The sequence below is a fragment of the Marinovum sedimenti genome (assembly GCF_054052205.1).
Window position 1 is genome coordinate 3,490,433 of the sequence record NZ_CM133223.1, and the last position, 12,507, is coordinate 3,502,939.

Below are 12,507 nucleotides of genomic sequence, written 5' to 3' on the forward strand. Positions count from 1 at the left end.
TGAACAGAAGAAGATCTGGTCGAAATTGGGGGGCGCTGTGGTTGGAGAGGAATGACGAATGTTTGATACGATATTGATTGCGAACCGGGGCGAGATTGCCTGTCGGGTGATGCAGACGGCGCAGTCCTTGGGGGTGCGCTGTGTTGCGGTGTATTCAGAGGCGGATGCCGGGGCGGCGCATGTGGCGATGGCGGATGTGGCACGCTGTATTGGCGGGGCGGCGGTGGCCGACAGCTATTTGCGCGGCGACCGGATCATTGAGGTGGCCTTGGAGACGGGCGCGCAGGCGATCCATCCGGGCTATGGCTTTCTGAGCGAGAACCCGGAGTTTGTGGACAAGGTCGAGGCGGCGGGGCTGGTGTTTATCGGGCCGTCGGCGCGTGCGATCCGGGCGATGGGGCTTAAGGATGCGGCCAAGGCGCTGATGCAAGAGGCCGGGGTGCCGGTGGTGCCGGGCTATCACGGGGCGTCGCAAGAGGGGCTTGCGGCGCGGGCCGAAGAGGTTGGCTATCCGGTGCTGATCAAGGCGGTTGCTGGCGGTGGCGGCAAAGGCATGCGGCTGGTCGAGAAGGCTGCGGAGTTTAAGCGGGCGTTGGAGAGCGCGCAGGCCGAAGCGCGCACCGCCTTTGGCAATGACGCCGTGCTGATCGAGAAGTATGTCACCCAGCCTCGGCATATTGAGGTGCAAGTGTTTGGCGATGGCGACCGGGCGGTGCATCTGTTCGAGCGCGACTGTTCATTGCAGCGGCGCCATCAGAAGGTGATCGAGGAAGCGCCTGCGCCGGGGATGACCGAAGAGATGCGTTCGGCGATGGGGCAGGCGGCGGTGCGGGCCGCCGAGGCCATCGGGTACAAGGGCGCGGGGACGGTGGAGTTTATTGTTGACGGCTCGGACGGGCTGCGCGCCGATGGGTTTTGGTTCATGGAGATGAACACCCGGTTGCAGGTGGAGCATCCTGTGACCGAGATGATCACCGGGGTCGATCTGGTGGAATGGCAGCTGCGTGTGGCGGCGGGTGAGAGCCTGCCTGCGCGGCAAGAGGATCTCACGATCAATGGCCATGCCTTTGAGGCGCGGCTTTATGCCGAGGATGTGCCGGCCGGGTTCCTGCCTGCGACCGGGACGTTGACGCATCTGCGGTTTCCCGAAGGTGCGCGCGCCGACACCGGTGTGCGGGGCGGCGATGAGATCAGCCCGTGGTATGACCCGATGATTGCCAAGCTGATCACCCACGGCCCGACGCGTGAGATTGCGTTGAAGCGGTTGCGGCAGGCTTTGGCGCGGACCGAGGTGGCCGGGTCAGTGACGAACCTTGCGTTTCTGGGGGCTTTGGCGGCGCATGATGGCTTTGGCCGGGGCGAGGTCGACACCGGTTTGATTGGGCGCGAGATTGATGCGCTGACCGCGGTTCCGCGTGAAAATCGCCGGGCGCTGGCACAGGCGGCTTTGGTCGAGGCTGGCGTGTGGGAAGGCGGCGATTGGTCGGCGGGGTTTACGCTTTGGCAACCATTGGCGCGCACACTGGTGCTGGACGAGGGAGAGACTCGTCACACCCTGCGGCTGTTGTGTCAGGGGCCGGGGGCCTGTGCGGTTGAGATTGACGGCGAAGCGGTGCAGGCGTTGCGCGGCCCGGGCGGCTGGACGCTTGACGGTGTGGCGGCATGGCCCTTTGCGGTGGCGGGCGATGTTGTCACGATCTTTGCCGATTATGGCCGGGCCTACCGGGTGATCCGGGCGCTGGACCGGGCGGCCGAGGCTGGAAGTGACGCTTCGGTGATCGAGGCTCCGATGCCGGGGCTGGTGCAGAAGGTCGATGTGGTTGCGGGGCAGGAGGTGCAGGCGGGCGATCGGCTTGCCGTGCTGGAAGCGATGAAGATGGAGCATGCGCTGACTGCGCCGCGCGATGGCGTGGTGGCGGAGGTGCTGGTGACTCCGGGCAGCCAGGTCGAGGCAGGCGCGGCGCTGATCCGGCTGGCAGAAGACGAGGAGGCGGCGGCGTGATCCGGCTGCACCATGTGCCCTTGGGGCGGTCGTTTCGGGTGATGTGGCTGCTTGAGGAGCTGGGGCTCGACTACGACGTGGCCTATTACTCGATCCGCGATGGGTCGATGCGGACGCCGGAATTTCGGGCCATGTCGCCTGCGGGGCGGGTGCCTGCGATGGAGATTGACGGTGAGGTTCTGTTTGAGAGCGGCGCTATTCTGCAATGGCTGTGCGAAGGCCACCCAGACGCGCAGTTGCAGCCTGCACCGGGGACGGCAGAGCGGGCGCGGTACCTTGAGATGATGGCCTATTCCGAGACGGTGGGGTCTTTGGTCGAGAACCTTAACCTCAACCGGGTGTTCCTGCGGGATCCGGCGGATGCCTCGCCGGTGGTGATTAAGCTTCTGACTGCGCGGCTCCGGGCGGCTTTGGCGGCGATGGAGGCGCGCTGGGACGATGGCTATTGCCTGCCCTCTGGGTTTTCGGCGGCGGATGTGATGTTTGCCTATGGCTTTGAGCTGGCGCGCTATTACGTGCGGTTCGATGAATTCCCCCAGCTCAGCGCCTATTGGGATCGGCTCAAGGCGCGGCCCGGATACCAGCGGGCCAAGGCGCGCGACGGCGTGCAGGATCTGTATGACCGCGATTTCTATCCTGTGCCGGAGGCGTGAGCATGGCTGACTTTGTCGAACTCTTCGAAGTGGGGCCACGCGACGGGTTGCAGAACGAGAAGCGCCAGATCCCGACGGCAGAGAAAATCGCTTTTGTCGATTGTCTGAGCCGGGCAGGGTTTCGCCGGATCGAATGCGCCAGTTTTGTGAGCCCAAAGTGGGTGCCGCAGATGGCGGATTCCGCCGAAGTGCTGGCCGGGATCACGCGGGCAAACGGGGTGTCTTATGCGGCGCTGACGCCAAACTTGCGCGGGCTTGAGGGCGCGATGGCGGCGCGGGCGGATGAGGTGGCGATCTTTGGTTCGGCCTCTGAGGGGTTCTCCAAGGCCAATATCAACGCCACGATTGCCGAGAGCCTTGAGCGCTTTCGCCCAGTGGCAAATGCGGCTTTGGCGGCGGGAATTCCGGTGCGGGGCTACGTCTCTTGTGTGGTGGACTGTCCTTATGACGGGCCAACTCCGCCGGAACAGGTGGCGCGGGTGGCGCAGGCGCTGCTCGACATGGGGTGCTATGAGATTTCGCTGGGCGACACCATCGGGCAGGCCACGCCTGAGGGCATCGGAGCGATGCTCGACGTGGTGACAGCGGCGGTGCCTGTCGGACAACTGGCGGGGCATTATCACGATACTGCGGGCCGGGCGCTGGCCAATATCGAAGCGTCGCTGGCGCGGGGTGTGCGGGTGTTCGATGCCGCGGTCGGGGGTTTGGGCGGCTGCCCTTATGCGCCCGGAGCGGCGGGCAATGTGGCGACCGAGGCGGTGGCCACGCGGCTGGCGGAGCTGGGGTACGAGACAGGGCTTGACCTTGCGGTGATCACTGAGGCCGTCGCTATGGCGCACGACATGAGACGGGGCGGCAAAAATCATTGATGATTTTTGTCAAAATCCATCAATGGATTTTGGCGCGGGAAGAAAGCGGAGAGACATGTATCAAACCTTGAAAGTCGAGGCGGATGCGCGTGGGGTGGCAACGCTCTGGCTGGCGCGAAGCGAAAAGCACAACGCAATGTCAGCGCAGATGCTGGAGGAGCTGGTGGCCGCCGCCCAAGCGCTGGGCGCGGACGATACCGTGCGCGTTGTGGTGCTGGCGGCCGAGGGCAAGAGCTTTTGTGCCGGCGGCGATCTGGCATGGATGCGGGCGCAATTCGAGATGGACAGCGCCACGCGCCGGACTGAAAGCGCCAAGCTGTCGGCGATGTTGCACGCGCTCGACAGTCTGCCCAAGCCGCTGATCGGGCGGGTGCAGGGCAATGCCTTTGGCGGCGGCTTGGGGCTGATGTCGGTTTGCGATACGGTGATTGCGGTCGCGGACGCGCGATTTGGTTTTACCGAGACCCGGCTGGGGCTGATCCCGGCCAATATCGGGCCGTTTGTGTTGCGGCGCATGGGGCCCGCGATGGCGCGCCGGGTGTTCATGTCGGCGCGGCTGTTCGACACGGCCGAGGCGGTGACGCTGGGGCTGGTGGCGCGGTCGGTCGCGGCGGCGGATCTTGGCGCGGCCATCGAGGCCGAAGTCGTGCCCTATCTGACCTGCGCGCCGGGGGCTGTGGGCGAGGCCAAGCAGCTGATCGCCGCGCTGGGCGGCGGGGTGAGTGACGCCGAAATGGCGCTGGCGATTGATGCTTTGGCGCAGCGCTGGGACAGCGCCGAGGCGCAGGACGGCATCGCCGCCTTTTTTGACAAGCGCAAACCGGGCTGGGCCTGATCACCCCCGCGCCATGAGGGGCGGCGGATCACTAGGGCCGGGGGCGTCGATTATGTTGGCGCTACCACTTCTTGGCGCATCCCGGCCCGGCGATTTGTAAACAAACACCCGCCACGCGCCTTTTCCGGTTGCATCCTATCTTGCGGCCCCGCAGCATTGGAATCACCTTTCCACCCTGCCCAATTTTTGACAGCCCACATGCGACCCAACCGCAAACCCCTTTATTTCATAGACTTTCGTTTAGATATTCCGCCTCGTGAATGTGTCTCCGGTGCATTGACCCCCCTGCAGCGCAGAGATAAACCCGGAACAAGCCTAGCGAGCCAACTGAGCGCACGCCTTTACCTTCGTGCCGGAAAGGAGCCTGCCCCGTGGAAGAGATGCTCAGGGAATACCTTCCCATTCTTATCTTTCTCGCCGTCGCCATCGGTCTTGGCATCGTCCTTATTCTTGCTGCCGTCATTCTTGCGGTCCGTGCCCCGGACCCCGAGAAGGTTTCGGCCTACGAATGCGGTTTCAACGCCTTCGATGACGCGCGGATGAAGTTCGATGTCCGGTTTTATTTGGTGTCGATCCTGTTCATCATCTTCGATCTGGAAATCGCCTTCCTGTTTCCATGGGCCGTCGGGTTCCGGGATATTTCGATGGTCGGCTTCTGGTCGATGATCGTCTTCCTTGGCGTACTCACCATCGGCTTTGCCTATGAATGGAAGAAAGGGGCGCTGGAATGGCAGTAAGCACCGCAGCCAATACCGCAGGCTTCGATAAAGAAGTCGCGACCCAGGCATTGAACGCAGAGTTGCAGGACAAGGGCTTTTTGCTCACCTCGACCGAAGACATCATCAATTGGGCGCGCACCGGCTCGCTGCACTGGATGACATTCGGTCTGGCCTGTTGCGCCGTTGAAATGATGCACACGTCGATGCCGCGCTACGATGCGGAACGGTTCGGCATTGCGCCGCGCGCGTCCCCGCGCCAGTCGGACGTGATGATCGTGGCCGGCACGCTGACCAACAAGATGGCCCCGGCGTTGCGCAAGGTTTACGACCAGATGCCAGAGCCGCGCTACGTGATTTCGATGGGCTCCTGCGCCAATGGTGGTGGCTATTATCACTACAGCTATTCCGTGGTGCGCGGCTGTGACCGGATCGTTCCGGTCGACATCTATGTGCCCGGCTGCCCGCCGACGGCAGAGGCGCTGCTGTACGGTCTGATGCAACTGCAACGCAAAATCCGCCGCACCGGCACGATTGTAAGGTAAGGGGCAGAGGCATGACCGCAGCACTGAATGAACTTGGCGGACATATCGAGATCAAGCGCGCGGATTGCGTGCTGTCTTGGTCGATTGACCATGGCGAGCTTAATGTCGATGTCGCCCCCGCGAACCTGACCGGTCTGGTGGAGTTCCTCAAGAACGACCCGAACTGCCAGTTTTCGTCGCTGGTGGATATCACCGCCGTCGATTACCCGGCGCGGGCCAAGCGGTTCGACGTGGTGTATCACTTCCTGTCGATGTACCAAAATCACCGCATTCGCCTGCGGGTGTCGATCCGCGAACAGGATATGGTGCCGTCGATTTCGGGCGTCCATCCCGCGGCCAACTGGTTCGAGCGGGAGGTGTTCGACATGTTCGGCATCCTGTTCTCGGGCCACCCCGATCTGCGCCGTATCCTCACCGACTATGGCTTTCGCGGCTATCCGCTGCGCAAGGATTTCCCGACCACCGGTTATACCGAAGTCCGCTATGACGAGGCGCAAAAGCGCGTGGTTTATGAGCCGGTATCGCTGGTACAGGAATACCGTCAGTTCGATTTCATGTCACCGTGGGAAGGGGCCGAATACATCCTGCCCGGCGATGACAAGACCGCGCCGGACGGCCATGTCAGCAAGGATGCCAAGTGATGGGCTTTCTTTGGTGGCTCATACTTTCGGCCTTGGCGGCGATCCCGCTGCTCAAGCTGCTGCCGCATTTCGGCATTCACAAATATTGGGCCCTGGCTTGCCTTGTTCCCTTCGGCACGATTGCGATGCTGTGGTGGATGGGCATGAAGCTTCAGGAACTGGAGAAGCGCTAAGATGATGGATGGCTCGAAATTTGACGACGGCAGCACCGACGCGCTGAGCGGCGAACAGAAAATCCGCAATTTCAACATCAACTTCGGCCCGCAACACCCTGCGGCGCACGGGGTTCTTCGGCTTGTACTAGAGCTTGACGGCGAGATCGTGGAACGCTGCGATCCGCATATCGGCCTGCTGCACCGTGGCACCGAAAAGCTGATGGAAAGCCGGACCTACCTGCAAAACCTGCCGTATTTCGACCGGCTCGATTACGTCGCCCCGATGAACCAGGAACACGCTTGGTGTCTGGCGATTGAAAAGCTGTGCAAGGTTGAAGTGCCGCGCCGGGCCTCGCTGATCCGGGTGCTTTATTCCGAGATTGGCCGTATCCTGAACCACCTGCTTAACGTCACCACTCAGGCGATGGACGTTGGCGCGCTGACGCCGCCGCTCTGGGGCTTTGAGGAACGTGAAAAGCTCATGGTGTTCTATGAGCGGGCCAGCGGCGCGCGTTTGCACGCGGCCTATTTCCGTCCCGGTGGTGTGCATCAGGATCTGCCTGCGGATCTGCTCGATGATATCGAGGAATGGGCGCATGATTTCCCCCGCGTGATCGCGGATATTGACGGGCTGTTGACCGAAAACCGTATCTTCAAGCAGCGCAATGCCGACATCGGCATCATCAGCGAAGAAGACATTCAGGAATGGGGTTTCTCGGGCGTCATGGTGCGGGGCTCTGGCCTTGCGTGGGATTTGCGCCGTGCGCAACCCTATGAGCTTTATGACGAATTCGAATTCCAGATCCCTGTGGGCAAAAATGGCGATTGCTTTGACCGCTATCTTGTTCGCATGGAAGAGATGCGCCAATCGCTGCTGATCATCCACCAAGCGATCGAGAAACTGCGCGCGCCCGAAGGGCAGGGCGATATCCTTGCCCGTGGCAAGATCACCCCGCCGTCGCGTGGCGAGATGAAGACCTCGATGGAATCGCTGATCCACCACTTCAAGCTCTACACCGAAGGCTTTCACGTCCCCGCGGGCGAAGTTTATGCCGCGGTCGAGGCGCCCAAGGGCGAGTTTGGCGTATATCTTGTGGCCGATGGCACCAACAAACCCTACCGCGCCAAGATCCGCGCGCCCGGGTTCCTGCATCTTCAGGCGATGGACTACGTTGCAACCGGCCACCAACTGGCGGATGTGGCGGCGATCATCGGTACGATGGATGTCGTCTTTGGCGAGATTGACCGGTGAGGGGGCTGCGTATTATCGCTGCCGTCACGGCTTTGGCGGCGCTGGCGGGCTGTATGGACCTGCCGCCCGAGGGCACAACGGTCGACAGCCTTGCGGCCTATGACGAGGCTGTGGCCTCGCTGGGCTGCACCTTGGTCAGCGAGGCGGATTACGGTGCGGTGCAATTCCAGGCCGGGCTCACCCGCGAACAGGCCGTGGCGATTACCGAACAACGGCTTGCCCGCGAACAGGCCATTCGACTTGAAAAAGGCGGTGTGCGCCTGACCACGGGGGCCTGTGCGCCCAAGGCCGTTACGGCCTGATGCAATTGGCCCTGTGTCGGACGCGACTCGGGGCAACGAAAAGCAAGTGTCAGAGGTCTCGGGCTCTGGCGAGGAACGGAAAGAACGATCATGCTGCGCCGTCTGTATCACGACCAACCTGACAGTTTCGCCTTCACCACGGCCAACCGTGCCTGGGCCGAGGCGCAGGTCACCAAGTATCCCGAAGGCCGTCAGGCCAGCGCCGTGATTCCACTGTTGTGGCGCGCGCAAGAGCAGGAAGGCTGGCTTACCCGCCCGGCGATTGAAACCATCGCTGACATGCTCGGCATGGCCTATATCCGCGTGCTGGAAGTGGCGTCGTTCTACTTCATGTTCCAGTTGCAACCCGTTGGCAGCCTTGCGCATATCCAGATTTGCGGCACCACGTCCTGCATGATTTGTGGGGCCGAGGATCTGATGGCGGTCTGTCAGGAAAAGATTGCGCCAAAGGCGCATGAGCTTTCGGCGGATGGCAAGTTCAGCTGGGAAGAGGTCGAATGCCTCGGGGCCTGTGCCAACGCACCGATGGCCCAGATCGGCAAGGACTATTACGAAGACCTGACAACCGAGCGTCTGGCCGAAATCATCGACGAGATTGCCGCTGGCAAGGTGCCGGTGCCCGGTCCGCAGAACGGGCGCTATACCTCCGAGCCGAAATCGGGCCTCACCAGCCTGACCGAGCACGAAGAGGGCCGTCACAAGTATAACGCCTCGGCGCAGATTGCGACCGACATCGGCGACACCATCAAACGGATCGACGGCACCGAAGTGCCGCTCACGGCCCCGTGGCAGCAGGGCGCCAATCACGGCGACGCTGCAGCCCGAATGATGGGGGCCGCCGCCGAAGAACCGCAGCCGTCGAAGAACGCACCGATTGACGAAACCGGCATCGACAAGCGCGAGTCGCAGGCGGTTGAAACCGGGCGTCCGGTCTCGGCTGACAATCCGAAAACCGATGGATCTGAGGCGGTCGAAGACTCGGCTCAGGCAGAGGCTGGCACCAAAGAGGGCGCTTCTCAGGATACCGGTGCATCGGATACTGGCGCATCGGCGCCCGAGGGCTCGCGCCCGTCGGCGCTTGATGGCGCACGCGATGGCAAGGCCGATGATCTCAAGCAGATCAAAGGCATCGGGCCGAAGCTGGAAGACATGTGCCATTCCATGGGCTTCTATCACTTCGATCAGATCGCGAACTGGAGTGAAGACGAGATTGCCTGGGTCGATCAGCACCTCGAAGGTTTCAAAGGCCGGGTGACGCGCGATGCTTGGGTGTCTCAGGCGAAAGCACTGGCAGACGGCGGGGCGGCAGATGCCACGCCGCAGTCGACGAAAGGTGATGCCGACTGAGAGAGTGGTTCTAAACGGGAGAAACGCCGATGACTGACAGATCAACAGGACCATGCGCACGCAAGTGCTGGACAGCCGCCGCAATTGTGGGCGCGCTGGTGTTTCTTATGCTCGTGTTCAGCTATGGCCTTCTCGCGGCTCTTGTTGTCGGTCTGCTGGCGTTTGGCCTGCTGGGATCGCTGCTTGTGTGGTTGGGATGTTCGCCCACGCCGAAATCTGGCGTTGTCAGCACCACTGCCACGCCCTCCGCCCAGACTATTCTCGCCCAGACAGCCTCGACCCCGGCGAAACCCGCGCCCGCACCGGAGCCGAAACCTGAGCCAACGCCGGAGCCTGCCGCGGCACCGACCGAGGCATCACCAACGCCCGACGCTGGTGACGTTGAGGCACCGGTTGCAGACAAAGCTGCAATGACCCCCAGCGCCGCGCTTGCTGGCGAAGACGAACTGTCTGAACGCAAGGGCAGCTGGACATACGAGACTGAAGTTGAGGAAACGCCTGCGCCGGTTTCGCCGCTCAAACCCAGCGCGGCCCTGCCCGGGCAGGACGAACTCGCCAGCCGGAAGGGCAGCTGGACCTACAGCGGCACCGCGCCCGATGCTTCGGCAAAAGCAAGCGGCACAGGCGCCAAACCCGCAGCCCTTAGTGCCGCGCGCGCCAGCGGTGCGGATGATCTTAAACAGATCAAGGGTGTCGGGCCAAAGATGGAACAGATGCTGAATGGCATGGGCTTTTACCACTTCGACCAGATCGCCGCTTGGACCGACAGCGAAGTGTCTTGGGTCGATGACAATCTCGAAGGCTTCAAAGGCCGCGTGAGCCGCGACGCATGGGTTGCGCAGGCCAAAACGCTCGCGGCTGTTAGTGATACAGACCTCTCCGCACGCGCCAGCGATGGCAACGTGAACTGACGGGGGCAAGGACAGGGATGGATCGCGACGCAGAACTGGCACTCGCACGGCAAGGGCGCATCACGGCGCTGGTGATTGCCGGAACGATGCTGATCTGGCTCGGGGCCCAATTCATCGGGCCGAAAATCGGTCTGGCGGGGCGCTACGCGCTTCTTGTCGACCTACTGGCTCTGGCGGCGTTCATCTGGGCGTTCGTCAATATCTATCAGATCTGGCGCAAGCGTCAGAACAATTAAAGGGTGGCATCGCACATGCTCCAGGATCAGGACCGGATCTTTACCAACATCTACGGGATGCATGACCGTACGCTTGAGGGCGCCAAAAAGCGTGGCCATTGGGATGGAACGGCGGGCATCATCGAAAAGGGCCGCGACTGGATCGTGGACCAGATGAAGGCCAGCGGGCTGCGCGGACGGGGCGGGGCGGGCTTTCCGACCGGTCTGAAATGGTCGTTCATGCCCAAGGAAAGCGACGGACGTCCGGCGTATCTTGTGGTCAATGCCGACGAATCCGAGCCGGGCACCTGCAAAGACCGCGAAATCATGCGTCACGATCCGCATACGCTGATTGAGGGTTGCCTGATTGCCAGCTTCGCGATGCAGGCCCACGCGTGTTACATCTACATCCGTGGCGAATATATCCGCGAACGCGAAGCGCTTCAGATCGCGATTGATGAGGCTTATGACGCCGGTCTCGTGGGCAAGAATGCCTGCGGCTCGGGCTGGGACTTTGACATCTACGTGGCGCATGGGGCCGGGGCGTATATCTGCGGCGAAGAAACCGCGTTGCTCGAGAGCCTTGAGGGCCGCAAGGGCATGCCCCGGATGAAGCCGCCGTTCCCGGCCGGTGCTGGCCTCTATGGCTGCCCGACCACGGTGAACAACGTTGAATCCATCGCGGTTGTGCCGACGATTCTGCGCCGGGGGCCGGAATGGTTTGCGGGCTTTGGCCGCGCCAATAACGCGGGCACCAAGCTGTTTGCCATCTCGGGCCACGTCAACAACCCCTGTGTTGTCGAAGAGGCGATGTCGATCTCGTTCGAGGAACTGATCGAGAAGCATTGCGGTGGCATTCGCGGCGGTTGGGACAATCTTTTGGCGGTCATTCCGGGCGGCTCGTCTGTGCCCTGTGTGCGCGGCGAAAAGATGAAAGACGCGATCATGGATTTCGATTATCTGCGCAATGACCTTGGCTCTGGCCTTGGCACGGCGGCGGTGATCGTGATGGACAAAGAGACCGACATCATCAAGGCGATCTGGCGGCTGGCCAAGTTCTATAAACACGAAAGCTGTGGCCAGTGTACGCCGTGCCGTGAAGGCACCGGCTGGATGATGCGGGTGATGGAGCGTTTGGTGCGCGGCGAGGCCGAGATCGAAGAAATCGACATGCTTTGGGATGTGACCAAGCAGGTCGAGGGCCACACGATCTGTGCGCTTGGCGATGCGGCGGCTTGGCCGATCCAAGGCTTGATCCGCAACTTCCGCGAAGAGATCGAAGACCGTATCAAAGCGCAAAAAACGGGCCGTATGGGCGCGATGGCTGCGGAGTAACCGGATATGCGCGCTTTGATCCTCCTTTTGTCCACGACGCTGGTGCTGGCTGCCTGTGACGGCAGCGCCGATGGCAAGCGGATCACCTTTGATGGTGAGATTTTCCGTGGCTCGGCCAAGCCGGTGGACCGGGCGGATCGGCGTGATTTCATCGCCACGGCGGGGCCTGTGTCGCGCTCTGAGGTCGGGGTGCGCGAGGCGGTGCGCTATGAGGGCACGCAGTATTGCATTCGCTGGTTTGGCGTGTCGGACATCGACTGGCAGGTCGATCCGCAGGCAGAGACCCTGCCGCGTAATGGCAACAAAGTTGTGTTGCAGGGGCGGTGCGTGGAATGAAGCGACTGGCGTGCATAACCTTTCTGGCGATTGCCGGGCCTGCGGTGGCGCTGTCGCCGCTGTCGTCGGTCGGGTTCATCAACACCGGGCTGCGCGACGTTATGATTGCCGATCAGTTGCGGATTGCCTGCCCCGATCTTTCGGCGCGGTTGATCAAGGGCTGGGCCTTCGTGCGGTCGCTGGAAAAGCAGGCCCGCGACCTGGGTTATAGCAAGGACGAGATCAAGGATTTCGTCGAAAGCAAGAAAGAGCGCAAGCGCATCGAAGGCGCGGCGGCGACGTATATGAAAGCCAATGGCGTGGTATCGGGCAAACCCGAAACATACTGCGCGCTGGGGCGTGAAGAGATTTCGAAAGGCAGCCAGATCGGCTCCTTTCTGAGCGTGAAGTGAG

The 12,507-nt window shown here is 62.1% G+C and carries 16 protein-coding genes; all 16 read left to right on the forward strand.

All coding sequences use genetic code 11. The features are described from left to right. Positions 1-58: 58 nt before the first annotated feature. The 16 genes from ACW9UO_RS16650 to ACW9UO_RS16725 all read left to right on the forward strand — a co-directional run bounded on the left by ACW9UO_RS16650 (position 59) and on the right by ACW9UO_RS16725 (position 12,506). Positions 59-2,002: an acetyl/propionyl/methylcrotonyl-CoA carboxylase subunit alpha gene (locus ACW9UO_RS16650; RefSeq protein WP_457086885.1), complete on the forward strand. Its 1,944-nt coding sequence runs from the start codon at positions 59-61 to the stop codon at positions 2,000-2,002. Next, complete coding sequence (locus ACW9UO_RS16655) at positions 1,999-2,655, forward strand: glutathione S-transferase family protein (protein ID WP_457086886.1); 657 nt, start codon at positions 1,999-2,001, stop codon at positions 2,653-2,655. The genes ACW9UO_RS16650 and ACW9UO_RS16655 overlap by 4 nt, the downstream gene beginning before the upstream one ends. A 2-nt stretch (positions 2,656-2,657) precedes the next feature. Beyond that, complete coding sequence (locus ACW9UO_RS16660; RefSeq protein ID WP_457086887.1) at positions 2,658-3,524, forward strand: hydroxymethylglutaryl-CoA lyase; 867 nt, start codon at positions 2,658-2,660, stop codon at positions 3,522-3,524. 55 nt (positions 3,525-3,579) lie between these two features. Then, positions 3,580-4,359, forward strand: a complete 780-nt coding sequence (locus tag ACW9UO_RS16665; protein ID WP_457086888.1) for a crotonase/enoyl-CoA hydratase family protein — start codon at positions 3,580-3,582, stop codon at positions 4,357-4,359. 371 nt (positions 4,360-4,730) lie between these two features. After that, on the forward strand, positions 4,731-5,096 hold the full coding sequence (locus ACW9UO_RS16670; protein ID WP_457086889.1) for an NADH-quinone oxidoreductase subunit A: 366 nt from the start codon (positions 4,731-4,733) through the stop codon (positions 5,094-5,096). Continuing rightward, the gene (locus ACW9UO_RS16675) at positions 5,087-5,620 is read left to right on the forward strand and encodes a NuoB/complex I 20 kDa subunit family protein (protein ID WP_457086890.1); all 534 of its coding nucleotides are present in this window, start codon (positions 5,087-5,089) and stop codon (positions 5,618-5,620) included. The genes ACW9UO_RS16670 and ACW9UO_RS16675 overlap by 10 nt, the downstream gene beginning before the upstream one ends. Positions 5,621-5,631: 11 nt before the next feature. Next, complete coding sequence (locus ACW9UO_RS16680) at positions 5,632-6,261, forward strand: NADH-quinone oxidoreductase subunit C (protein ID WP_457086891.1); 630 nt, start codon at positions 5,632-5,634, stop codon at positions 6,259-6,261. Next, entirely contained in the window at positions 6,261-6,434 is a 174-nt protein-coding gene (locus tag ACW9UO_RS16685) for a hypothetical protein (RefSeq protein ID WP_457086892.1), read from the forward strand. Before ACW9UO_RS16680 ends, ACW9UO_RS16685 begins: the two co-directional genes overlap by 1 nt. A 4-nt stretch (positions 6,435-6,438) precedes the next feature. Beyond that, positions 6,439-7,668: an NADH-quinone oxidoreductase subunit D gene (locus ACW9UO_RS16690; protein ID WP_457088680.1), complete on the forward strand. Its 1,230-nt coding sequence runs from the start codon at positions 6,439-6,441 to the stop codon at positions 7,666-7,668. Beyond that, positions 7,665-7,970 (forward strand): hypothetical protein, encoded by a 306-nt coding sequence (locus ACW9UO_RS16695; protein ID WP_457086893.1) that lies wholly within the window; start codon positions 7,665-7,667, stop codon positions 7,968-7,970. The genes ACW9UO_RS16690 and ACW9UO_RS16695 overlap by 4 nt, the downstream gene beginning before the upstream one ends. A 90-nt stretch (positions 7,971-8,060) precedes the next feature. Next, positions 8,061-9,317, forward strand: a complete 1,257-nt coding sequence (locus tag ACW9UO_RS16700; RefSeq protein ID WP_457086894.1) for an NADH-quinone oxidoreductase subunit E — start codon at positions 8,061-8,063, stop codon at positions 9,315-9,317. A 29-nt stretch (positions 9,318-9,346) separates the two neighbouring features. Then, positions 9,347-10,228, forward strand: a complete 882-nt coding sequence (locus ACW9UO_RS16705) for an endonuclease (RefSeq protein ID WP_457086895.1) — start codon at positions 9,347-9,349, stop codon at positions 10,226-10,228. A gap of 17 nt (positions 10,229-10,245) precedes the next feature. Continuing rightward, positions 10,246-10,464 (forward strand): DUF5337 domain-containing protein, encoded by a 219-nt coding sequence (locus ACW9UO_RS16710; RefSeq protein WP_457086896.1) that lies wholly within the window; start codon positions 10,246-10,248, stop codon positions 10,462-10,464. Positions 10,465-10,479: 15 nt separating this feature from the next. Beyond that, positions 10,480-11,778: an NADH-quinone oxidoreductase subunit NuoF gene (gene nuoF / locus ACW9UO_RS16715; RefSeq protein WP_457086897.1), complete on the forward strand. Its 1,299-nt coding sequence runs from the start codon at positions 10,480-10,482 to the stop codon at positions 11,776-11,778. A 6-nt stretch (positions 11,779-11,784) separates the two neighbouring features. Continuing rightward, the gene (locus ACW9UO_RS16720) at positions 11,785-12,114 is read left to right on the forward strand and encodes a hypothetical protein (RefSeq protein WP_457086898.1); all 330 of its coding nucleotides are present in this window, start codon (positions 11,785-11,787) and stop codon (positions 12,112-12,114) included. After that, the gene (locus ACW9UO_RS16725; RefSeq protein ID WP_457086899.1) at positions 12,111-12,506 is read left to right on the forward strand and encodes a DUF5333 domain-containing protein; all 396 of its coding nucleotides are present in this window, start codon (positions 12,111-12,113) and stop codon (positions 12,504-12,506) included. The genes ACW9UO_RS16720 and ACW9UO_RS16725 overlap by 4 nt, the downstream gene beginning before the upstream one ends. Position 12,507 lies beyond the last annotated feature (1 nt).